This window comes from Streptomyces collinus, assembly GCF_031348265.1.
Classification (GTDB): domain Bacteria; phylum Actinomycetota; class Actinomycetes; order Streptomycetales; family Streptomycetaceae; genus Streptomyces; species Streptomyces collinus.
In genome coordinates this window covers 3,491,469-3,514,460 of record NZ_CP133771.1, presented here as the reverse complement: position 1 = coordinate 3,514,460, position 22,992 = coordinate 3,491,469, and the positions used below count along the sequence as shown (strand labels likewise).

General features: G+C 68.8%; 16 protein-coding genes and 3 rRNA genes. 13 read left to right on the top strand and 6 right to left on the bottom strand.

The genetic code is table 11. The annotated features are described in order from the left end of the window. Window positions 1-20 precede the first annotated feature (20 nt). On the bottom strand, window positions 21-476 hold the full coding sequence (locus RFN52_RS15770) for a metallopeptidase family protein (RefSeq protein ID WP_106974439.1): 456 nt from the start codon (window positions 474-476) through the stop codon (window positions 21-23). Between the two features lie 294 nt (window positions 477-770). Between RFN52_RS15770 and RFN52_RS15765 the strand changes: the two genes are divergently transcribed. From RFN52_RS15765 to RFN52_RS15725, 9 genes are all read left to right on the top strand, one after another. Next, on the top strand, window positions 771-1,193 hold the full coding sequence (locus RFN52_RS15765) for a DUF3499 domain-containing protein (protein ID WP_107457151.1): 423 nt from the start codon (window positions 771-773) through the stop codon (window positions 1,191-1,193). Window positions 1,194-1,310: 117 nt separating this feature from the next. Further along, window positions 1,311-2,927: an L-lactate permease gene (locus RFN52_RS15760; protein WP_184853909.1), complete on the top strand. Its 1,617-nt coding sequence runs from the start codon at window positions 1,311-1,313 to the stop codon at window positions 2,925-2,927. Window positions 2,928-3,030: 103 nt separating this feature from the next. Further along, window positions 3,031-4,395, top strand: a complete 1,365-nt coding sequence (locus RFN52_RS15755; protein ID WP_184847040.1) for a phosphomannomutase/phosphoglucomutase — start codon at window positions 3,031-3,033, stop codon at window positions 4,393-4,395. A 70-nt stretch (window positions 4,396-4,465) separates the two neighbouring features. Further along, window positions 4,466-4,636: a Trm112 family protein gene (locus tag RFN52_RS15750; RefSeq protein WP_184847038.1), complete on the top strand. Its 171-nt coding sequence runs from the start codon at window positions 4,466-4,468 to the stop codon at window positions 4,634-4,636. A 112-nt stretch (window positions 4,637-4,748) separates the two neighbouring features. Beyond that, window positions 4,749-5,876: an SIS domain-containing protein gene (locus RFN52_RS15745; RefSeq protein ID WP_184847036.1), complete on the top strand. Its 1,128-nt coding sequence runs from the start codon at window positions 4,749-4,751 to the stop codon at window positions 5,874-5,876. Between the two features lie 54 nt (window positions 5,877-5,930). Further along, a complete protein-coding gene (gene manA, locus RFN52_RS15740; RefSeq protein WP_184847034.1) occupies window positions 5,931-7,082 on the top strand; it encodes a mannose-6-phosphate isomerase, class I in 1,152 nt (383 codons plus the stop codon). Window positions 7,083-7,234: 152 nt separating this feature from the next. Continuing rightward, window positions 7,235-8,209: a cation diffusion facilitator family transporter gene (locus RFN52_RS15735; protein ID WP_184847032.1), complete on the top strand. Its 975-nt coding sequence runs from the start codon at window positions 7,235-7,237 to the stop codon at window positions 8,207-8,209. Between the two features lie 322 nt (window positions 8,210-8,531). Continuing rightward, on the top strand, window positions 8,532-9,989 hold the full coding sequence (ahcY, locus tag RFN52_RS15730; RefSeq protein ID WP_184847030.1) for an adenosylhomocysteinase: 1,458 nt from the start codon (window positions 8,532-8,534) through the stop codon (window positions 9,987-9,989). A gap of 134 nt (window positions 9,990-10,123) precedes the next feature. Then, window positions 10,124-10,738 carry a hypothetical protein gene (locus RFN52_RS15725; protein WP_184847028.1) on the top strand — a complete coding sequence of 205 codons (615 nt, stop codon included), beginning with the start codon at window positions 10,124-10,126 and terminating at the stop codon, window positions 10,736-10,738. Between the two features lie 38 nt (window positions 10,739-10,776). Here the strand turns inward: RFN52_RS15725 and RFN52_RS15720 are convergent, their stop codons facing one another. Then, a complete protein-coding gene (locus tag RFN52_RS15720) occupies window positions 10,777-11,781 on the bottom strand; it encodes an RDD family protein (protein WP_184847026.1) in 1,005 nt (334 codons plus the stop codon). A 127-nt stretch (window positions 11,782-11,908) separates the two neighbouring features. Between RFN52_RS15720 and RFN52_RS15715 the strand changes: the two genes are divergently transcribed. The 4 genes from RFN52_RS15715 (at window position 11,909) to rrf (ending at window position 18,654) form a co-directional block, all read left to right on the top strand. Beyond that, complete coding sequence (locus RFN52_RS15715; protein ID WP_184847024.1) at window positions 11,909-12,916, top strand: stage II sporulation protein M; 1,008 nt, start codon at window positions 11,909-11,911, stop codon at window positions 12,914-12,916. Window positions 12,917-13,494: 578 nt separating this feature from the next. Beyond that, window positions 13,495-15,019: ribosomal RNA gene (locus tag RFN52_RS15710) — 16S ribosomal RNA — on the top strand. Window positions 15,020-15,328: 309 nt separating this feature from the next. Further along, a 23S ribosomal RNA gene (locus RFN52_RS15705) occupies window positions 15,329-18,442 on the top strand. Window positions 18,443-18,537: 95 nt separating this feature from the next. Continuing rightward, window positions 18,538-18,654, top strand: a 5S ribosomal RNA gene (rrf, locus tag RFN52_RS15700). Together the 16S, 23S and 5S rRNA genes form the textbook arrangement of a ribosomal RNA operon. 77 nt (window positions 18,655-18,731) lie before the next feature. Here rrf and RFN52_RS15695 read toward each other — a convergent pair. From RFN52_RS15695 to RFN52_RS15680, 4 genes are read right to left on the bottom strand one after another with little or no spacing between them, the layout of a single operon-like run. Beyond that, window positions 18,732-20,042: a DUF58 domain-containing protein gene (locus RFN52_RS15695; RefSeq protein ID WP_184847022.1), complete on the bottom strand. Its 1,311-nt coding sequence runs from the start codon at window positions 20,040-20,042 to the stop codon at window positions 18,732-18,734. Then, on the bottom strand, window positions 20,042-21,031 hold the full coding sequence (locus tag RFN52_RS15690) for an AAA family ATPase (protein WP_184847020.1): 990 nt from the start codon (window positions 21,029-21,031) through the stop codon (window positions 20,042-20,044). Before RFN52_RS15690 ends, RFN52_RS15695 begins: the two co-directional genes overlap by 1 nt. Further along, entirely contained in the window at window positions 21,031-22,227 is a 1,197-nt protein-coding gene (locus tag RFN52_RS15685) for a DUF4350 domain-containing protein (protein WP_184847018.1), read from the bottom strand. Before RFN52_RS15685 ends, RFN52_RS15690 begins: the two co-directional genes overlap by 1 nt. Then, complete coding sequence (locus tag RFN52_RS15680; protein ID WP_184847015.1) at window positions 22,224-22,991, bottom strand: DUF4129 domain-containing protein; 768 nt, start codon at window positions 22,989-22,991, stop codon at window positions 22,224-22,226. Before RFN52_RS15680 ends, RFN52_RS15685 begins: the two co-directional genes overlap by 4 nt. Window position 22,992: the final 1 nt, after the last annotated feature.

Below are 22,992 nucleotides of genomic sequence, written 5' to 3'. Positions count from 1 at the left end.
CTGCCGGGCCGGGATCCGGCTCAGCCCTGGTCCTCGCCGTAGCGCGGATCGACCGTCTCCGGCGTCAGCCCGAGGAGCTCGGCGACCTGCTCCACGACGACCTCGTGCACCAGTGCCGCCCGCTCGTCGCGCCCCTTGGTGCGGATCTCGACCGGCCGCCGGTAGACGACCACGCGCGCGGGGCGGCCCTCGCGTGCGCTGATCGTGCCGCCGAGCGGAACCGCCTCGTCGTTCCAGGCCTGGCCTGGCCCGTCGAGCCGCGGCACCTCCAGGACCAGGAAGTCGATGTCGGCGAGCTGCGGCCACCGCCGCTCCAGGCGCTCCACGGAGTCCTGCACCAGATCGGCGAACGCCTCCGCGCGGCTCGCGGCGAGCGGCACCTGCGGCGGTGCGATCGGGCCGCGCATGCCCCGTCCGTGGCGATCACGACGGCGGGGCCCGGGGGCGGCGGCACGGGGCGGTACGGGCTTGTCCATCACTGGTGAAGGGTAGTCCCCGCCGTGCCCCCGCGCCCGGCACAGCACGGCGGCACGGGCGGCTTCCGGCCGCGCCGCACGGCATGTCGTTACATGACCATTCAAGCCAAGGTTGGGCTCAAATCCGTATCCCGCCGAGACTGGCGACCTCACGGCAATTGGGGGTTTTGTGATGACTCTTGACCGCTTGGGACACCGTCCGGCGCTCCGTACAGCGGTGTCCCGGCAGGTCAGCGAAGTGCGCCCGAAGGAGTGTGTGGGGCGTTTCACAGCACGACACGGTGGGGTGACCTGGTGGAGAGTCGTCGCGGCCCGCTCAAGAGTGCGGTACCGTCCAACGTCGTGAGCCCTGTACGTCGCTGTTCGCGCACCGCCTGCGGCCGTCCCGCCGTCGCGACGCTGACGTACGTCTACGCCGACTCGACCGCGGTCCTCGGCCCGCTCGCCACCTACGCCGAACCCCACTGCTACGACCTGTGCGCCGAGCACTCCGAGCGCCTCACCGCCCCGCGCGGCTGGGAGGTCGTCCGGCTCCTCGACGGTTCGGCCCCGGCCCGCCCCAGCGGCGACGACCTGGAAGCGCTTGCGAACGCCGTGCGGGAGGCGGCCCGTCCCCAGGGGCGGGCGGCCGAGGCCGGCGGCGGAGGCCGCGGGGCCGACCCGAGGGAGGTCGCGCGACGCGGCCATCTGCGGGTCCTGCGGTCGCCGGACAACTGACCCCACCCCCGGTTCCTCCACACGCGCGCCGTTGACGCGTGCTTGGCGCGGACATGACTATTCCGTTGTGAGGCCGCGAGAAATCGCTTTCGCATGACGGAAACCGGGGAGGCGCCTGTGTACGTCCAGGAACTGGAACCCGTCGCCGGCTCACTCGGCCTGTCCGCCCTGGTGGCCGCCCTGCCCCTGGTGATCGTCCTGGTCCTGCTCGGCGGCGTCCGGATGAAGGCGCACCTGGCGGGCCTGACCGGCTTTGTCGCCGCCGTCCTCGTCGCCCGGCTCGCCTACGGCATGCCGCTCGGGCAGACCCTCTCCAGCGGCGCCCAGGGCGCCGTCTTCGGCCTCTTCCCGATCCTGTGGATCGTCGTCAACGCCCTGTGGGTGTACCGGATGACCGTCCGCACCCGGCACTTCGACATCCTGCGCCGGTCCTTCGGACGGCTGTCCGACGACCCGCGCATCCAGGCCCTCGTCATCGCCTTCTGCTTCGGGGCGCTGCTGGAGGCGCTCGCCGGCTTCGGGGCACCCGTCGCGATCAGCGCGGTGATGCTGGTCGCCCTCGGCTTCGAACCGGTGCGCGCCGCGGTCGTCGCCCTGGTCGCCAACACCGCGCCCGTGGCCTTCGGCGCGATGGGCACACCGGTCGTCACGCTCGCCCAGGTGACCGGGCTGCCCCTGGACGCCGTGGCGTCCGTGGTGGGCCGTCAGACGCCGCTTCTGGCGCTCGTCGTGCCCCTGGTGCTGGTCTGGCTCGTGGACGGACGGCGCGGGCTGCGCGAGACCTGGGTACCCGCCCTGGCGTGCGGAGTCGCCTTCGCCGTCGCCCAGTTCGCCGCGTCCAACTACGTCTCCGCCCAACTCGCCGACATCGGCGCCGCCCTGGCCGGCGCGGGCGCCCTGGTCGCCGTACCACGCGCGCGGGTGCCCGCCGCCGAGTCGGTGCGCGCCTCCGTGCTGACCGGCGCCCGCAGCGAGGAACTCGACGAGGAGGACCCGCCCCGCGAGGTCCTGCGCGCGTACGCCACTTACGCCCTGATCGTCGTGATCTTCTCCGTCGCGCAGATCCCGGCCGTCAAGGACCTGCTCGCCCGGACCACCCAGACCTTCGACTGGCCCTTCCTGGACGTCGCCGGCCCCGACGGCGAACCGGTCGCCGGCAATGTCTTCAGCTGGCCCGTCGTGTCGACCGGCGGCACCCTCGTCCTGCTCGCCGGGATCCTCACGGCCACTGTCCTCGGCGTCCACGCGCGCGCGGCGGTGAAGGAATGGCTCGCGACCGTCCACGAACTGCGCTTCGCGATCCTGACGGTGACGTCCGTCCTCGCGCTCGCCTACGTCATGAACCTCTCCGGGCAGGCGGCGACCATCGGCCACTGCGTGGCGGCTGCCGGAGCCGGGCTCGCGTTCCTGTCACCCGTCCTCGGCTGGTTCGGCGTCGCCGTGACCGGCTCGGACACCTCCGCCAACGCCCTCTTCGGCGCCCTCCAGGTCACCGCCGCCCGCGAGTCCGGACTCTCGCCCGAACTGCTCGCCGCCGCCAACAGCTCCGGCGGCGTCCTCGGCAAGATGATCTCCCCGCAGAACCTCACCATCGCCTGCGCGGCCGTCGGACTCGAGGGCCGCGAGGGCGACCTGCTGCGCAAGGTGCTGCCCTGGAGCCTGGGCCTGCTGCTGGTGATGTGCCTGATCGTGGTCGGCCAGAGCACCCCGGTCCTGGGCTGGATGCTGCCCTGACCTGAGGTTACGGCTGGGGGTCTTCCGGGCGTCCGCCCGGCGCGCTGTCGGTGGGCGAGGGTAGTTTGGGCGGACCGACAGTACTTTTTCAGGAAGGTTGGCCGTGGCTGCTGATCTGTCGCAGGTCGTGAAGGCGTACGACGTACGCGGAGTCGTCCCCGACCAGTGGGACGAGTCCCTGGCCGAGCTCTTCGGAGCGGCCTTCGTGAGGGTCACCGGCGCGAGCGCCATCACGACGGGGCACGACATGCGGCCCTCCTCGCCGGGCCTGTCGCGGGCCTTCGCGCGCGGGGCGGCCGCCCTGGGCGCCGACGTGACGGAGATCGGCCTCTGCTCGACGGACCAGCTGTACTACGCCTCGGGCGCGCTGAGCCTCCCGGGCGCCATGTTCACCGCCTCCCACAACCCGGCCCAGTACAACGGCATCAAGATGTGCCGCTCGGGCGCCGCCCCGGTCGGGCAGGACACCGGCCTGACGGAGATCCGTGAACTGGTGGAGGGCTGGAGCGAGTCGGGCGCCCCGCAGCCGGCCGCGAAGGCGGGCACCATCACCGGCCGCGACACGTTGTCGGACTACGCGGCCCATCTGCGCTCCCTGGTCGACCTGACCTCCATCCGCCCCCTGAAGGTCGTCGTGGACGCGGGCAACGGCATGGGCGGGCACACCGTCCCCGTGGTCTTCGCCGGCCTGCCGCTGACGCTGGTCCCGATGTACTTCGAGCTCGACGGCACCTTCCCCAACCACGAGGCCAACCCCCTCGACCCCGCCAACCTCGTCGACCTGCAGAAGCGGGTCCGCGAGGAGGGCGCCGACCTGGGCCTCGCCTTCGACGGCGACGCCGACCGCTGCTTCGTCGTCGACGAGCGCGGCGAGCCGGTCTCCCCGTCGGCGATCACCGCTCTGGTCGCCTCCCGCGAACTGGCCCGGCACGGCGGCAAGGGCACGATCATCCACAACCTGATCACCTCATGGTCGGTCCCCGAGGTGGTCGAGGAGAACGGCGGCAGCCCGGTCCGCACCCGCGTCGGCCACTCCTTCATCAAGGCCGAGATGGCCCGCACCGGCGCGATCTTCGGCGGCGAGCACTCCGCGCACTACTACTTCCGCGACTTCTGGAACGCCGACACGGGCATGCTGGCCGCCCTCCACGTCCTCGCGGCCCTCGGCGGCCAGGACGGCCCCCTCTCCGCCCTCGTCGACCGGTACGACCGCTACGCCGGCTCCGGCGAGATCAACTCCACCGTCGCCGACCAGCAGGCCAGCCTCGCCGCCATCCGCTCCGCGTACGGCACCCGCGAGGGCATCACCCTCGACGAGCTCGACGGCCTCACGGTCTCCTCCGCCGACTGGTGGTTCAACGTCCGCCCGTCCAACACGGAACCGCTGCTGCGCCTGAACGCGGAGGCGAGGGACGCCGAGACGATGGCCCGGGTGCGCGACGAGGTGCTGGGGATCATCAGGAGCTGAGGCCCCACCCCCACCGGCGGTAACCTGACCAGGCACGACCCCAAGCGCCCGCACCTCGGAGGAACCCCTCATGCCCCTCGAATCCGGCCTCCTCGAAATCCTCGCCTGCCCGGCCTGCCACGCCCCCCTCAAGGAGCAGGAAGCCGAACTGGTCTGCACCGACGGCAGCTGCGGCCTGGCCTACCCCGTCCGCGACGGCATCCCCGTCCTGCTCGTCGACGAGGCCCGCCGCCCCGAGTGACCGGCGGGGGCGCAGGCACCCGCGCGAGACACCGGTGCACATAGCCCCCGGCACAGCGGGCACGATCCAGGACACCCCGACAACGGACCCCGGCGATGGGAAGCTGCCGCCCATGCTCGACGAATCGCTGCTCGACTCCCCGGAGGGCCTCGCCGAGGCCGACCACCGCGGACTGCTCCGCGGCGCCGCAGAAGCCGGCGCCCGCGTCCGCACGGCCGCCCGCCACGCCGCCGAGGCGGGCGTGGGCGACCTCAAGCCGGACGGCCGCCCCCGCGCGGTCCTCATCGCCGGCCCGGGTGCCGCCGCCACCCACGCCGCCGACCTCATCGGCACGCTCGCGGGCGCCGGCAGCCCGGTCACCCGCCTCGCGCCCACCGGCGTCGCCCCCGCCGCCGGCGCCCTGCGCTGGGAACTGCCCGGCTGGGTCGGCTCCGTGGACCTCCTGCTGATCACCACCCCGGACGGCACCGAACCCGGCCTGTCCCTGCTCGCCGAGCAGGCCTACCGCCGGGGCTGCACCGTCGCGGCCGTGGCCCCCGCCCGCACCCCGCTCGCCGACGCCGTCGCCGGCGTGCACGGCCTGTTCGTCCCCGTGGCGACCGCCCCGTACGACCAGGACGAGCCCCTCGCCGCGTCCGCCCCCGGCGTCCTGTGGGCCCTGCTCACCCCCCTGCTCGCGCTCCTGGACCGCACCGGCGTGCTCGCCGCGCCGCCGGACGCCCTCGGCAAGGTCGCCGACCGCCTCGACCGCGTCGCCGAACGCTGCGGCCCGGCCATCGCCACGTACAGCAACGCCGCCAAGACCCTCGCCGCCGAACTCGCCGACGCCCTCCCGATCGTCTGGACCGAGGGCATCTCGGCCGGCCCGGCCGGCCGCCGCTTCGCCGCCGCCCTGGCCGAACTGTCCGGAACACCCGCGGTCGTCGCCGAACTCCCCGAGGCGCTCGCCGCCCACGGCGCCCTGCTCGCCGGCCCCCTGGCCGCCAGCGCCGACCCCGACGACTTCTTCCGCGACCGCGTCGAGGAACCACCCGCCCTGCACGCGCGCGTGGTCCTGCTCCGCGACCGCCCCATCGGCGGCCTCACCGCCGCCCCCGGCGCCCGCGACCTCGCCCTCAGCCACGACACACCGATCAGCGAGCTCGAACCGGAGGCCGGCGGCGAACTGGAGACCCTCGCGGAACTGATCGCCATCACGGATTTCGCCGCGGTTTACCTGGCGCTCGCTTCGAGGGCCTGATCTTGCCCGGGACACCCTGAAGCGCCCGCACCCCGCACACCCAGAGAGAACCCCATGGACCGCCTCGACAACACCATCCGCCCCTACGCCTGGGGTTCCCCGACCGCCATCCCGCAGCTGCTCGGCGTCGAACCGACCGGCGAACCACAGGCGGAGATGTGGATGGGCGCCCACCCCGGCGCGCCCTCGCGCACCGGCCGGGGCACACTCGTCGAGGTCGTCGGCGCCGACCCCGAGAAGGAACTCGGACCCGCCGCCGTCGCCAAGTTCGGCCCCCGGCTGCCCTTCCTCCTCAAGCTCCTTGCTGCGGGCGCCCCGCTCTCCCTCCAGGTCCACCCCGACCTCGCCCAGGCGAAGGAGGGCTACGCGGACGAGGAACGCCGCGGCATCCCCGTGGACGCCCCGCACCGCAACTACAAGGACGCCAACCACAAGCCCGAACTGATCTGCGCCCTCACCGAGTTCGACGGCCTGTGCGGCTTCCGCGCCCCGCTGGAGGCCGCGGCCCTCCTCGACGACCTCGGAGTCGACTCCCTCAAGCCCTACGTCGACCTGCTGCACGCCCACCCCGAGGACGCCGCCCTGCGCGAGGTCCTCACAGCGATCCTCACCGCCGACCCCGACGAGACGTCCCGCACCGTCGCGGAAGCGGCCGCCGCCTGCGACCGCCTCGGCGGCGCCTACGCCCCCTACGCCGACATCGCCCACCACTACCCGGGCGACCCCGGCGTCATCGCCGCGATGCTGCTGAACCACGTCCGGCTCCAGCCCGGCGAGGCCCTCTACCTCGGCGCGGGCATCCCGCACGCGTACCTGAACGGTCTCGGCGTGGAGATCATGGCCAACTCCGACAACGTCCTGCGCTGCGGCCTGACCCCCAAGCACGTCGACGTCCCCGAACTCCTGCGCATCGTCCGCTTCCTCCCCAGCGACCCCGGCGTCCTGCGCCCCGAGGCATCCCCGGACGGCGAGGAGGTCTACGAGACCCCCATCGACGAGTTCCGCCTCTCCCGCTACGTCCTGCCCGAAGCCGGCACCGCCCACGACCTCACCCGCCCGACCCCTCAGATCCTGCTCTGCACCGCCGGCACCGTCCGGGCGGGCGAGCACGACCTGACCCCCGGCCGGTCCGTCTTCGTACCGGCCGGCGAAAAGGCCGAAGTGTCCGGAACGGGGACGGTCTTCCGGGCCACGGTCGTCGCCTGACCGTTTCGACGCCCCTCGTGCCGGTGACCTGAAACACCGCACTCGGAGCGGGCTGCAACAATGGCCCACCGTCAAGCACGGGCAAAGCCACGGGCGCCGCACACTGCGGCGTCCCGGCCCTGGAACGGCGTACGAAGGGACAACGCGAACATATGAGCGCGTCAGGCGGCACCAAGGCGATCGTGGCGGCACTGGCCGCCAACCTCGCGATCGCGGTAGCGAAGTTCGTGGCGTTCCTCTTCAGCGGCTCGTCGTCGATGCTCGCGGAGTCCGTCCACTCGCTCGCCGACTCCGGCAACCAGGCACTGCTCCTGGTCGGCGGCAAGAAGGCCAAGCGCGAGGCCACCCCGCAACACCCCTTCGGCTACGGCCGCGAGCGCTACATCTACGCCTTCCTCGTCTCCATCGTCCTCTTCTCGGTCGGCGGCATGTTCGCCCTCTACGAGGGCTACGAGAAGATCAAGCACCCGCACGAACTGACGAACTGGTACTGGCCGGTCGGCGTCCTGGTCTTCGCGATCATCGCCGAGACCTTCTCCTTCCGCACGGCCATCAAGGAGTCCAACGCCCTGCGCGGCCAGCGCTCCTGGAAGGAGTTCGTCCGCCACGCCAAGGCCCCCGAGCTCCCGGTCGTCCTCCTGGAGGACCTCGGCGCCCTCGTCGGCCTGATCCTCGCCCTCGGCGGTGTCGGCCTCGCCCTGCTCACCGGCGACAGCGTCTGGGACGGCATCGGCACCCTCTGCATCGGCATCCTGCTCATCCTGATCGCCCTGGTCCTCGCCGCCGAGACCAAGTCGCTGCTGCTCGGCGAGTCCGCCGGCACCGAGGAGACCCAGAAGATCGAGGCCGCCCTCGTCGACGGCGACACGGTCACCCGCATCATCCACATGCGCACGCTCCACCTCGGCCCCGACGAGCTCCTCGTCGCCGCCAAGATCGCCGTCCAGCACGACGACACCGCGACCGAGATCGCCACCGCCATCGACGCCGCCGAGTCCCGCATCCGCGACGCCGTCCCGATCGCCCGCGTGATCTACCTCGAACCGGACATCTTCAGCGAGGCCGAGGCAGCCAAGGGCCCCGACCCCGAGGCCTCCCCCGGAGGCCCGGCCCCCGCGGCCCACTGACCTCTCCCGCCTGCGCTCACGGGGCCCGCCGGACCAACCGGCGGGCCCCGTCGCCGTCCCCGGACCCGCCGGTGACCACTCGCCGGATTCACGGGCGGGCTGGGGTTCGCCCCCGACCCCGGTGTAGCTTGGGACGGAGCCAGACGTCGCTGCTGATGGCGGTCGGGCGGTCCGATGCGGACCGGCCGAGGGAGAGAGGGCCTCCGACGGACTGCGCTGCGCGTACGCGGGCATGCCTGTGTCCTCTTTCGGGCACTCCTGTGTCCGCCGCCGCGCAGACCAGCCGTACCCACCTCGCCCCAACTCCGAGGAGCAGCTCGCAATGACGACTGTCGAGAACCGACAGGACTTCAAGGTCGCCGACCTCTCCCTGGCCGAATTCGGCCGCAAGGAGATCACCCTCGCCGAGCACGAGATGCCGGGCCTGATGGCGATCCGCAAGGAGTACGCCCAGGCGCAGCCCCTGGCCGGCGCCCGCGTCACCGGCTCCCTGCACATGACCGTCCAGACCGCCGTGCTCATCGAGACCCTGGTCGCCCTCGGCGCGCAGGTCCGCTGGGCCTCCTGCAACATCTTCTCCACCCAGGACCACGCGGCCGCCGCCATCGCCGTCGGCCCGAACGGCACCGTGGACAACCCCCAGGGCGTCCCGGTCTTCGCCTGGAAGGGCGAGACCCTGGAGGAGTACTGGTGGTGCACCGAGCAGGCGCTGACCTGGCCGGACAGCCCCACCGGCGGCCCCAACATGATCCTGGACGACGGCGGCGACGCCACCCTTCTCGTCCACAAGGGCGTTGAGTACGAGAAGGACGGCAAGGTCCCCTCGCCCGACACCGCCGAGTCCGACGAGCACCGCGTCATCCTCGAACTGCTGAACCGCACCATCACGGACGGCTCGCAGAAGTGGACCCAGCTGGCCTCCGAGATCCGCGGTGTCACCGAGGAGACCACGACCGGCGTCCACCGCCTGTACGAGATGCAGCGCGACGGCGTCCTCCTGTTCCCGGCGATCAACGTCAACGACGCCGTCACCAAGTCGAAGTTCGACAACAAGTACGGCTGCCGCCACTCCCTCATCGACGGCATCAACCGCGCCACCGACGTCCTCATCGGCGGTAAGACCGCGGTCGTCTTCGGCTACGGCGATGTGGGCAAGGGCTGCGCGGAGTCCCTGCGCGGACAGGGCGCCCGCGTGATCGTCACCGAGATCGACCCGATCTGCGCCCTGCAGGCGGCGATGGACGGCTACCAGGTCGCGACCCTCGAGGACGTCGTCGACAAGGCCGACATCTTCATCACCACGACCGGCAACAAGGACATCATCATGGCCGCGGACATGGCCAAGATGAAGCACCAGGCCATCGTCGGCAACATCGGCCACTTCGACAACGAGATCGACATGGCCGGCCTCGCCAAGATCCCCGGCATCGTCAAGGACGAGGTCAAGCCGCAGGTCCACACCTGGACCTTCCCCGACGGCAAGGTGATCATCGTCCTGTCCGAGGGCCGCCTGCTGAACCTGGGCAACGCCACCGGCCACCCGTCGTTCGTGATGTCCAACTCCTTCGCGGACCAGACCCTGGCCCAGATCGAGCTGTTCACCAAGCCCGACGAGTACCCGACCGGCGTCTACGTGCTGCCCAAGCACCTCGACGAGAAGGTCGCCCGCCTCCACCTCGATGCGCTCGGCGTGAAGCTCACGACGCTGCGCCCCGAGCAGGCCGAGTACATCGGCGTGAAGGTCGACGGTCCGTTCAAGCCGGACCACTACCGCTACTGAGCCGAGCAGCACCGCTGCCGGTCAGCCGGCACCCGGTTCTGATCTCCGAGGCAGGCCCCCGCACCCCCGTGCCGGGGGCCTGCCCCGTTTGACGGACCGGCGACCGGCCCAGCCCGTCAAGACCCAGGACCCCCATGCCCCGCGGCCGATATTCGCTCCATGATCCGCACGATCACACCCCCCTCGCAGAAGAGCACTTCCAGTGCGCCCCCGGCCCCTCCGGCTGGCGCTACGTCTCCCGGCTGACCACCCCCGCCGGCGATCACCACGGCTCCGTCGACCTCACCCTCGACGAACTGGGCCGCCCCCTCCGCCTTGAACTCCACGCCGCCGCCTGGCAGGTCCGCGGCGCCGCCCTCGACGGCGTCACCTGGGTCCGCACCGATCCGACCGGGACCGAGGCCACCGAAGGCAATGTGCGCGCCCACGCCTTCACCGGCACGTCCCCGGCATTCCTCGTCGCCACCGCCCGCCTCCTGCGCCTCACCCCCTCCACAGCGGCCACCCGCGTACGCCTCGTCGCCTTCACGGACCCGGTCCTCGCCCCCCGCACCGTGGACCAGTCCTGGGCCTTGCTGAGAAGCGAAGCACACGCCACTGACAACGGCCCCCTGACCGTGGACGAATACCAGGTCACAGCCCTGGACACGGGTGAGCAGCACACCGTGCACATCGCCGGGGACGTGGTGCTCGCGGCCCCCGGCGTCGAGCTCGAAGACCTGGAGTCACCGCCGTCGGTGTTCACCTGAGCACGCAGCCGAGCCCGGCCGGACGCCGCCGGGCTCCGCTACGCCGGGGGCACGAACCCGGTGCCGGGCCGCTCGCCCGCCGAAGCCGCCGGTGACTCCGCAGACCGCCGCTCACCGCCGGACACCTTGGGCGCCCGGACAGGCGGTGCCGAGGCAGCCGGTGTCGAGCTCGCGGCCTGCGCGTCGCCCGCTGCTGGAGCCTCGCCCGTACCCACCGGGCCGTTGGTCGCCGGAGCCGGAGCCGGAGCCGGAGCCGCAACGTATGCGGACGCGGATGCCGTCGCCTGGGCGACATCGTTCCCGAAGGCCCGCCGGGCCTCCCGCGCCTGCCGTTCCTGCACGACCGCAGCCAGATACGCCGCCGGCGGCACATCCTGCGGCACCGGAGCGCCCGTCCGCTCGGCGAGATCCGACGCCAGCCGCTCCGCCATGGACCAGCCCACCTGCGGATCCAGCTGCTGCATACGCGTCAGGTACTGCCGGACGGCGAGCCACAGCCCGTCGGGCACCGCGGACAGATCGAGCCCCGAGAACCGTCCCGCCAGCCAGGGCGGAGGAGGCGGCACGAAACCGCCCCGCGTGACCGGAATCCGCTCCCGCACCACGAGCGTCCCTGCGAACACATCCCCCAGCCGCCGCCCACGTGCCGACACGAACGAGGCGATGCAGGCGACGATCCCGAAGGTCATGAGGATCTCGATCACGCCGATCAAGCCCCTCACCAGCGCATGCCGGAACCGGATCGGGCCCCCGTCGTCCCGCACCACACGCAGCCCGCACGCCATCTTCCCGAGCGACCGCCCGTGACTGAGCGTCTCCACCGCGATCGGCCCGCCCACGAGCACGAGAACGAACGTGGCGATCGACAGCGCCGTCTGCGCCGCCTCGTCGAGCGACGCCGTGGAAACGACCAGCGCGATGGTCACCGCGACGTAGACCGCCATGGCCGCCACCAGATCGAGCAGTACGGCCAGCGCCCTGCTGGGCAGCCTCGCGGGGCGCAGCTCCAACGCCACAGCCTCGCCCGTCACCAGCTCACTCACGCCTGCCGTCCTTCCCCTGCCCTGCCCCCGACAGGGCCAGTCTGCCAAGCTGAGCGCGCATCGCACCGTAGTACGACAAGCTGATCCACGACGAGCTTCCGACGACCAGCCGAGGAGCAGGCACCCGATGGACCTCGACGTCTTCGTCTCCGCCCACCGAGCGGAGTGGGACCGCCTCGAAGCCTTGCTCCGCCGCCAGCGCCGCCTCAACGGCGCGGAAGCCGACGAACTCGTCACCCTCTACCAGCGCACGGCGACGCACCTCTCCCTGATCCAGTCCAGCGCCCCCGACCCCCAGCTGACCGGCCGGCTCAGCCAGCTCGTTGCCCGCGCGCGTAGTGCCGTGACAGGCACCCGACGCGCCTCCTGGCGCGACGTCACACGCTTCCTGGCCCACGGCTTCCCGGCCGCCGTCTACAAGTCGCGCCACTGGTGGGTGCCCACCGCGCTCCTGTCGACGGCCGTCGCGGCCCTCCTGGGCTGGTGGATCGGTACCCACCCCGAAGTGCAGGCCTCCATCGCGGCCCCCAGCGAACTCCGCGAGCTGACCCGCCCCGGCGGCCAGTACGAGACGTACTACTCCAGCCACCCGGCGGCGAGCTTCGCCGCCCAGGTCTGGACGAACAATGCCTGGGCCGCCGCCCTGTGCCTCATCCTCGGGGTCTTCCTGGGACTCCCGGTCCTGTGGATCCTCTTCCAGAACATGCTCAACCTCGGCATCGGCGTAGGCCTGATGTCCTCGGCAGGCCGCCTCGACACGTTCCTGGGCCTGGTCCTCCCGCACGGCCTCCTCGAACTGACCGCGGTCTTCGTCGCGGCCGGCACCGGTCTGCGCCTGGGGTGGACCCTCATCGACCCCGGCCCCCGGACGCGGCGGACGGCGCTCGCGGAAGAAGGCCGAGCCGCCATAGGCATGGCCATCGGTCTGGCCCTCGTCCTCTTCGTCTCCGGCGCCATCGAAGGCTTCGTCACCCCGTCCGGCCTCCCCACCTGGGCCCGCATCACCATCGGGGTCGCCGCCGAAGTGGCCTTCCTGGCCTACGTCTACGTCCTGGGCGGCCGTGCCGCCCGTGCTGGAGAGACAGGCGACGTCGAGGCAGCGGAACGCAGCGCGACCGTCCCCACGGCAGCCTGATCGTCCTGCTGATCGGCGGATGTGCGACCACCTCCGTTCAGCTGCTAGTCTCCTCTTCGCCCCACAGGAGCCGTTGACACGGCGAGTGCGGGGAGGTAGATTCGAACAGTTGCCTGGACGTGGGCTCTAGCCCCGGACCAGCCATGGTGAACATCTACTTGCTTCTTGAAACGCTGATTTCATTGAAGCCTCTCCCGATGAAATCGGAAATGAGCGGCCGGTCAGTCCGGCCCGAAACTTCTGATAAAGTCGGAACCGCCGGAAAGGGAAACGCGGAAGCGGGAACCTGGAAAGCACCGAGGAAATCGGATCGGAAAGATCTGATAGAGTCGGAAACGCAAGACCGAAGGGAAGCGCCCGGAGGAAAGCCCGAGAGGGTGAGTACAAAGGAAGCGACCGTTCCTTGAGAACTCAACAGCGTGCCAAAAGTCAACGCCAGATATGTTGATACCCCGTCCATCGGACAACCGATGGTCGAGGTTCCTTTGAAAAAACACAGCGAGGACGCTGTGAACGGTCGGGCCTATTCCGCCTGACTGTTCCGCTCTCGTGGTGTTGCACCGGATTACCGGTACACATTCACGGAGAGTTTGATCCTGGCTCAGGACGAACGCTGGCGGCGTGCTTAACACATGCAAGTCGAACGATGAACCACTTCGGTGGGGATTAGTGGCGAACGGGTGAGTAACACGTGGGCAATCTGCCCTGCACTCTGGGACAAGCCCTGGAAACGGGGTCTAATACCGGATACTGATCCGTCTGGGCATCCAGATGGTTCGAAAGCTCCGGCGGTGCAGGATGAGCCCGCGGCCTATCAGCTTGTTGGTGAGGTAGTGGCTCACCAAGGCGACGACGGGTAGCCGGCCTGAGAGGGCGACCGGCCACACTGGGACTGAGACACGGCCCAGACTCCTACGGGAGGCAGCAGTGGGGAATATTGCACAATGGGCGAAAGCCTGATGCAGCGACGCCGCGTGAGGGATGACGGCCTTCGGGTTGTAAACCTCTTTCAGCAGGGAAGAAGCGAAAGTGACGGTACCTGCAGAAGAAGCGCCGGCTAACTACGTGCCAGCAGCCGCGGTAATACGTAGGGCGCGAGCGTTGTCCGGAATTATTGGGCGTAAAGAGCTCGTAGGCGGCTTGTCACGTCGGTTGTGAAAGCCCGGGGCTTAACCCCGGGTCTGCAGTCGATACGGGCAGGCTAGAGTTCGGTAGGGGAGATCGGAATTCCTGGTGTAGCGGTGAAATGCGCAGATATCAGGAGGAACACCGGTGGCGAAGGCGGATCTCTGGGCCGATACTGACGCTGAGGAGCGAAAGCGTGGGGAGCGAACAGGATTAGATACCCTGGTAGTCCACGCCGTAAACGGTGGGCACTAGGTGTGGGCAACATTCCACGTTGTCCGTGCCGCAGCTAACGCATTAAGTGCCCCGCCTGGGGAGTACGGCCGCAAGGCTAAAACTCAAAGGAATTGACGGGGGCCCGCACAAGCGGCGGAGCATGTGGCTTAATTCGACGCAACGCGAAGAACCTTACCAAGGCTTGACATACACCGGAAAGCATTAGAGATAGTGCCCCCTTGTGGTCGGTGTACAGGTGGTGCATGGCTGTCGTCAGCTCGTGTCGTGAGATGTTGGGTTAAGTCCCGCAACGAGCGCAACCCTTGTCCCGTGTTGCCAGCAGGCCCTTGTGGTGCTGGGGACTCACGGGAGACCGCCGGGGTCAACTCGGAGGAAGGTGGGGACGACGTCAAGTCATCATGCCCCTTATGTCTTGGGCTGCACACGTGCTACAATGGCCGGTACAATGAGCTGCGATACCGCGAGGTGGAGCGAATCTCAAAAAGCCGGTCTCAGTTCGGATTGGGGTCTGCAACTCGACCCCATGAAGTCGGAGTCGCTAGTAATCGCAGATCAGCATTGCTGCGGTGAATACGTTCCCGGGCCTTGTACACACCGCCCGTCACGTCACGAAAGTCGGTAACACCCGAAGCCGGTGGCCCAACCCCTTGTGGGAGGGAGCTGTCGAAGGTGGGACTGGCGATTGGGACGAAGTCGTAACAAGGTAGCCGTACCGGAAGGTGCGGCTGGATCACCTCCTTTCTAAGGAGCACTTCTTACCGATCCCTTCGGGGTGAGGTCAGAGGCCAGTACATCAGCGAATGTCTGATGCTGGTTGCTCATGGGTGGAACGTTGACTATTCGGCCAGGACCTCGGGTCGGAGGCTGCTAGTACTGCTCGTAAGAGCGTGGAACGCATGATCTCCGGACGGGACTTGGCCGGGCACGCTGTTGGGTGTCTGAGGGAATGAACTTCCTCAGTCGCCGGCCCCAGTGAACTCGCCTGTAGAGGGCGGGGTGATGGGTGGCTGGTCGTTGTTTGAGAACTGCACAGTGGACGCGAGCATCTGTGGCCAAGTTTTTAAGGGCGCACGGTGGATGCCTTGGCACCAGGAACCGATGAAGGACGTGGGAGGCCACGATAGTCCCCGGGGAGTCGTCAACCAGGCTTTGATCCGGGGGTTTCCGAATGGGGAAACCCGGCAGTCGTCATGGGCTGTCACCCTTGTCTGAACACATAGGGCAAGTGGAGGGAACGCGGGGAAGTGAAACATCTCAGTACCCGCAGGAAGAGAAAACAACCGTGATTCCGGGAGTAGTGGCGAGCGAAACCGGATGAGGCTAAACCGTATACGTGTGAGACCCGGCAGGGGTTGCGTATGCGGGGTTGTGGGATCTCTCTTCCACGGTCTGCCGGCCGTGGGACGAGTCAGAAACCGTTGATGTAGGCGAAGGACATGCGAAAGGTCCGGCGTAGAGGGTAAGACCCCCGTAGTCGAAACATCAGCGGCTCGTTTGAGAGACACCCAAGTAGCACGGGGCCCGAGAAATCCCGTGTGAATCTGGCGGGACCACCCGCTAAGCCTAAATATTCCCTGGTGACCGATAGCGGATAGTACCGTGAGGGAATGGTGAAAAGTACCCCGGGAGGGGAGTGAAATAGTACCTGAAACCGTGTGCCTACAAGCCGTGGGAGCGTCGGATGGAAGCTTGCTTTCTCGTGACTGCGTGCCTTTTGAAGAATGAGCCTGCGAGTTTGCGGTGTGTTGCGAGGTTAACCCGTGTGGGGAAGCCGTAGCGAAAGCGAGTCCGAATAGGGCGTTTCAGTAGCACGCTCAAGACCCGAAGCGGAGTGATCTAGCCATGGGCAGGTTGAAGCGGAGGTAAGACTTCGTGGAGGACCGAACCCACCAGGGTTGAAAACCTGGGGGATGACCTGTGGTTAGGGGTGAAAGGCCAATCAAACTCCGTGATAGCTGGTTCTCCCCGAAATGCATTTAGGTGCAGCGTCGTGTGTTTCTTGCCGGAGGTAGAGCACTGGATAGGCGATGGGCCCTACCGGGTTACTGACCTTAGCCAAACTCCGAATGCCGGTAAGTGAGAGCGCGGCAGTGAGACTGTGGGGGATAAGCTCCATGGTCGAGAGGGAAACAGCCCAGAGCATCGACTAAGGCCCCTAAGCGTACGCTAAGTGGGAAAGGATGTGGAGTCGCAGAGACAACCAGGAGGTTGGCTTAGAAGCAGCCACCCTTGAAAGAGTGCGTAATAGCTCACTGGTCTAGTGATTCCGCGCCGACAATGTAGCGGGGCTCAAGCGTACCGCCGAAGTCGTGTCATTCACACAATAGGGCCAACGCCTGTGTGGATGGGTAGGGGAGCGTCGTGTGCCGGGTGAAGCAGCACCGGAAGGTAGTTGTGGACGGTTCACGAGTGAGAATGCAGGCATGAGTAGCGATTCACACGTGAGAAACGTGTGCGCCGATTGACTAAGGGTTCCTGGGTCAAGCTGATCTGCCCAGGGTAAGTCGGGACCTAAGGCGAGGCCGACAGGCGTAGTCGATGGATAACCGGTTGATATTCCGGTACCCGCTGTGAAGCGTCAAACATCGAGCATCGTGATGCTAAGGCCGTGAAGCCGCCCTGGAGCCTTCGGGCAAAGGGGAGTGGTGGAGCCGCTGAACCAAGCGGTTAGTAGGTGAGTGATGGGGTGACGCAGGAAGGTAGTCCATCCCGGGCGGTGGTTGTCCCGGGGTAAGGGTGTAGGCCGTGATAGGCAAATCCGGTCACACAAGGCTGAGACCTGATGCCGAGCCGATTGTGGTGAAGTGGATGATCCTATGCTGTCGAGAAAAGCCTCTAGCGAGTTTCATGGCGGCCCGTACCCTAAACCGACTCAGGTGGTCAGGTAGAGAATACCGAGGCGTTCGGGTGAACTATGGTTAAGGAACTCGGCAAAATGCCCCCGTAACTTCGGGAGAAGGGGGGCCACACTCGGTGATCCGATTTACTCGGTGAGCTGGGGGTGGCCGCAGAGACCAGCGAGAAGCGACTGTTTACTAAAAACACAGGTCCGTGCGAAGCCGTAAGGCGATGTATACGGACTGACGCCTGCCCGGTGCTGGAACGTTAAGGGGACCGGTTAGCTCAGATTCGTCTGGGCGAAGCTGAGAACTTAAGCGCCAGTAAACGGCGGTGGTAACTATAACCATCCTAAGGTAGCGAAATTCCTTGTCGGGTAAGTTCCGACCTGCACGAATGGCGTAACGACTTCTCGACTGTCTCAACCATAGGCCCGGTGAAATTGCACTACGAGTAAAGATGCTCGTTTCGCGCAGCAGGACGGAAAGACCCCGGGACCTTTACTACAGTTTGATATTGGTGTTCGGTTCGGCTTGTGTAGGATAGCTGGGAGACTGTGAACTCTGGACGCCAGTTCAGGGGGAGTCGTCGTTGAAATACCAGTCTGGTCGTGCTGGATGTCTAACCTGGGTCCGTGATCCGGATCAGGGACAGTGTCTGATGGGTAGTTTAACTGGGGCGGTTGCCTCCTAAAGAGTAACGGAGGCGCCCAAAGGTTCCCTCAGCCTGGTTGGCAATCAGGTGTTGAGTGTAAGTGCACAAGGGAGCTTGACTGTGAGACCGACGGGTCGAGCAGGGACGAAAGTCGGGACTAGTGATCCGGCGGTGGCTTGTGGAAGCGCCGTCGCTCAACGGATAAAAGGTACCCCGGGGATAACAGGCTGATCTTCCCCAAGAGTCCATATCGACGGGATGGTTTGGCACCTCGATGTCGGCTCGTCGCATCCTGGGGCTGGAGTCGGTCCCAAGGGTTGGGCTGTTCGCCCATTAAAGCGGTACGCGAGCTGGGTTTAGAACGTCGTGAGACAGTTCGGTCCCTATCCGCTGTGCGCGTAGGAATATTGAGAAGGGCTGTCCCTAGTACGAGAGGACCGGGACGGACGAACCTCTGGTGTGCCAGTTGTTCTGCCAAGGGCATGGCTGGTTGGCTACGTTCGGGAGGGATAACCGCTGAAAGCATCTAAGCGGGAAGCCTGCTTCGAGATGAGTATTCCCACCTCCTTGAGAGGGTAAGGCTCCCAGTAGACGACTGGGTTGATAGGCCGGATATGGAAGCACGGTAACGTGTGGAGTTGACCGGTACTAATAGGCCGAGGGCTTGTCCTCAGTTGCTCGCGTCCACTGTGTTGGTTCTGAAACCACGAACGGCCCCATGCCATGGTCACGGTGTGGTGCGGCATTGTTCGACAGTTTCATAGTGTTTCGGTGGTTATAGCGTAGGGGAAACGCCCGGTTACATTCCGAACCCGGAAGCTAAGCCTTACAGCGCCGATGGTACTGCAGGGGGGACCCTGTGGGAGAGTAGGACGCCGCCGAACAATTTTTGGGAAACCCCCGCATCTTCGGACGCGGGGGTTTTCTGCGTTTAAGAGCCCCCTTTCGGGGGCTCGCTGCTTTACAGGCGTCCGGCCGTCTTCAATGCCAGGTACGCGTCCGCCAGCGCCGGCGCCAGGTCGTCCGGGGTGGCATCGACGACCGTGACGCCATGACGGCGGAGTTGTTCTGCTGTGCGGTGACGCTCTGACTGGGCCTGGGCAGCTGCCGCGGCCTCGTAGACCGCGTCGGCATTGCCGCGTGCTGTGGCCATTTCCGTGATGTGCGGGTCTGCCACGGACGCCAGCAGCACCGTGTGGCGCTGGGTGAGCTGAGTGAGGACCGGGAGCAGGCCCTCTTCGATGGGAGCGGCGTCCAGCGTGGTGAGCAGGACGATCAGGGAGCGGCGGGGGGACGTACGGAGAGCGGTCGCTGTGAGGCCTCGGGCGTCCGTTTCGACGAGCTCCGGCTCCAGCATGGCCATGGCGTTGACCAGGGCGGGAAGGACGTCGCCTGCCGTGCGGCCCTGGACGAGGGCACGGACCTTGCGGTCGTAGGCGAGGAGGTCCACGCGGTCGCCGGCGCGGGAGGCGAGGGCTGCGAGGAGGAGGGCCGCGTCCATGGAGGCGTCGAGGCGTGGTGCGTCGCCCACGCGGCCGGCCGAGGTGCGGCCGGTGTCGAGGACCAGAAGGATGTGGCGATCGCGTTCGGGGCGCCAGGTGCGTACGGCGACCGTGGTCTGGCGGGCTGTGGCGCGCCAGTCGATGGAGCGGGTGTCGTCGCCGGGGACGTACTCGCGCAGGCTGTCGAACTCCGTGCCTTCGCCGCGGGTGAGGACGCTGGTGCGGCCGTCCAGTTCGCGGAGGCGGGCCAGTTTGGAGGGGAGGTGCTTGCGGCTGGTGAACGGCGGCAGGACGCGGACCGTCCAAGGGGCCCGGTGGGTGCCCTGGCGGGAGAAGAGGCCCAGAGGGCCGTACGAGCGGATGGTGATGCGGTCGGCCTGGCGGTCGCCCCGGCGGGTGGGGCGTAGGCGGGTGGTCACGCGGCGGCGTTCGCCCGGGGGGGCCGTGAGGCGGTGACGGGAGGCTGCTGTCTCCGTACCGGGCGGCCAGCTGCTGGGGGGCCAGGCGTCGCGGAGTCGGGCACGGAGGGGGCGGCGGGACGGATTCGTGATGGTCAGGGTCACGTCCGCCGTCTCGCCGAGGCGTACGGAGGTGTCGCCGGAGCGGGTCAGGCCCAGGCGGCGTACGGGGGCGGCCAGCGCGAAGTCGCAGGCGCAGGCCACGGCCAGGGGAGCGTTGACCGCCAGGATGCCCGTCCAGCTGGGCTCCCAGATGCCGACGGGGAGGGAGCCCAGGGCCGCGAGGAGGGCGGCGCGTCCGGTGAGCGCCATCAGCGGGGGACGGGGACGTGGGCGAGGATCGCGTTGATGACGGAGTCGGCCGTCACGCCTTCCATTTCAGCCTCCGGGCGGAGTTGCACGCGGTGGCGGAGGGTGGGGAGGGCCAGTGCCTTCACGTCGTCGGGGATGACGTAGTCGCGGCCGGTCAGCCAGGCCCAGGCGCGGGCGGTGGCCAGGAGGGCCGTGGCGCCTCGGGGGGAGACGCCCAGGGTCAGGGAGGGCGACTCGCGGGTGGCGCGGCAGATGTCGACGACGTAGGCGGTGATCTCCGGCGAGATGGTCGTCTTGGCGACCGCTGCGCGGGCTGCCTCCAGGTCGGCGGGGCCCGCTACGGGGCGTACGCCGGCGGCGTGGAGGTCGCGGGGGTTGAAGCCCTCGGCGTGGCGGGTGAGGACGTCGATCTCGTCCTGGCGGGAGGGGAGGGGGATGGTGAGTTTGAGGAGGAAGCGGTCCAGCTGGGCTTCCGGGAGGGGGTAGGTGCCCTCGTACTCGACCGGGTTCTGGGTCGCTGCGACCAGGAAGGGGTCGGGGAGGGCGCGGGGGGTGCCGTCGACGGTGACCTGGCGTTCCTCCATGGCCTCCAGGAGGGACGACTGGGTCTTGGGGGGCGTGCGGTTGATCTCGTCGGCGAGGAGGAGGTTGGTGAAGACCGGGCCGGGCTGGAAGGAGAACTCGGCGCTGCGGGTGTCGTAGACCAGGGAGCCGGTCACGTCGCTCGGCATGAGGTCGGGGGTGAACTGGACGCGCTTGGTGTCGAGTTCGAGGGCGGAGGCGAGGGCGCGGACCAGGAGGGTCTTGGCGACGCCGGGGACGCCTTCGAGGAGGACGTGGCCGCGGCAGAGCAGGGCGACGACGAGACCGGTGACGGCGGGGTCCTGGCCGACCACGGCCTTGGCGATCTCGGCGCGCAGGGCCTCCAGGGCGTCTCGGGCGGTGCCCGGGTTCCCGCTCGGCCCGGCGTTGTCAGTGGTCGGGTCCATCATGGACGGCGTACCTCTCTTTCGAGGGCGTCGAGTCGGTCGGCGAGTGCGATGAGTGCTGCGTCGTCGCGGGGCGGTGGTCCGAAGAGGAGGGCGTGCTGGTCCTGGCCGACGCCGTGGAGGTGGGCGGACAGGGCGGGGAGCAGGGCCTCGGGCGTGTGCGCCTGGGTGAGGGGGACGCCTACGAGGGGGGCGAGGCGGGTGCGGGTGGTGGAGCGCAGAGCGTCGGCCGCGCGGTCGCGGGCGTCGGTCTTGCGGTAGAGGCGGGCGCGGCCTTCGGCGGTTTCGGAGGCGCGGATCGCGACGGGGAGTTTTTCGGGCACGAGGGGGCCGAGCCGGCGTGCCCGCCAGAGGGCGGCCAGGGCCGCGGCGATGAAGAGCTGCAGGGTGCCCCAGAGCCAGCCCGAAGGGAGCAGGTCGAAGAAGCTGCGTTCATCGTCGGGGCTGGTGGCCGACGTGTCGGAGAGCGAGGGGAGGTACCAGACCAGATGGGGGCGGGAGCCGAGGAGTTGGAGGGCGAGCGAGGCGTTGCCCTGCTCGTCGAGGTGGTCGTTGAGGAGGATGTCGGGCGCGCCCAGGGCGATGGTGTCGCCGTCCCCTGTGCCGTCCGGGATGCGCAGCAGGGTGGCCAGGCGTTCGCTGGGGTAGCACGCGTCGGCGCCGAGGTGGGTGGTGGTGTAGCGGACGCCGCCTGTGTCGGCGGTGCCGGCGCGCTGGGCGGCGGGCAGGGCGCAGTCGGGGGAGAGCGTCGAGTCGAGGCTGGTGGCGGGGTCGGCGGTGACGCCGGGGGCGAGCCGTTCGATGGAGGCGCTGCCGGAGGCGACCAGTACGGTGCGGCCGCGGGAGTCGGAGAACGCGTTGTGCAGCCGGGTCTGCTGAGTGGGGGTCAGCAGGTCGGGGGCGGCGACCAGGAGGGTCGTGTCCGGGCCGGCCGCGGTGGCTGCCTCGTCCAGGGTGGTGACCACGCGGGTGTCCACGCCCCGGTCGGCGAGGAGTTCGGCGATGGCGCGGCTGCCGCCCGGGTCGGCCGAGCGGGGGTCGAGTTCGCCGTGGCGGGCGTCGGAGCGGACGACGGCGATGGCGACGGCTCCCGCGAGGAGTACCACGAGGGCGAGTGCGATACCGCGCGCGCGGGTCCACACCTGGCGGGCGGTGGGCGAGGCCGAGGTGGACGTGAGGGTGGCCTCGGTGGTCATTCGGCGGCTCCCTGGCGGGTGTTGGGGGCCGTGGTGGCGCTGCTCGTCGCGAGCTGGGGCTTGGTGCGTTCCAGGTCGTGGTCGAGTTCGGCGATGCGGTGGTACGACTCCTCGGTCGCCGAGCGGCCGCCGTACGTCACGTCGTCGAAGTCGCGGGCGGCGGTGCGCAGTCGGTCGGTGTGGGCGGGCAGGGCCCGGCCGGCTTCGGCTGCGGCCTCGTCGGCGGTGCGGCCGGGGCGGACGTCGAGGAGGGCGCGTTCCTCCAGGGCGCGGACGAGGGCGCGCATGCGTTCCTGGACGGCCTGGTTCCAGTGGCCCTGGGCGGCGTGTGCCTCGGCGGTGGCGCGGTGGTCGGCGGCGCTGCGGGGGCGGTCGTCGAACAGGGTTGCGGACGAGGTGGGTTGGCGGCGCGGGGTGCCCAGGCGCCACCACAGGGCGGCGAGGACGGCGATGACGGCCAGGATGACGACGACCAGGCCGAGTGTGCCGCCGGGGGTGGCGGTCGAGGCGGCGTTGAGGAGCTTGCCGAGCCAGTCCCAGAAGGCATCGAGGGCGCGCTGGAACAGGCTGGGGTCGTTCTCGTGGTACATCCGCTTGGACAGCTCGCGCCGGGCCGCCTCGCGCGCGGGGTCGCGCGGGGTGGTGAGGGGCGGCTCGTCGGCGGAGCGGGCCGGCGACAGCAGGGAGGTGTCGCCGGCGCGCAGCAGCGTCCGTATGCCGGCGCGTGGCAGCGCCGTTGTGAGAAGGTCCCCCGCCCGGCTCACC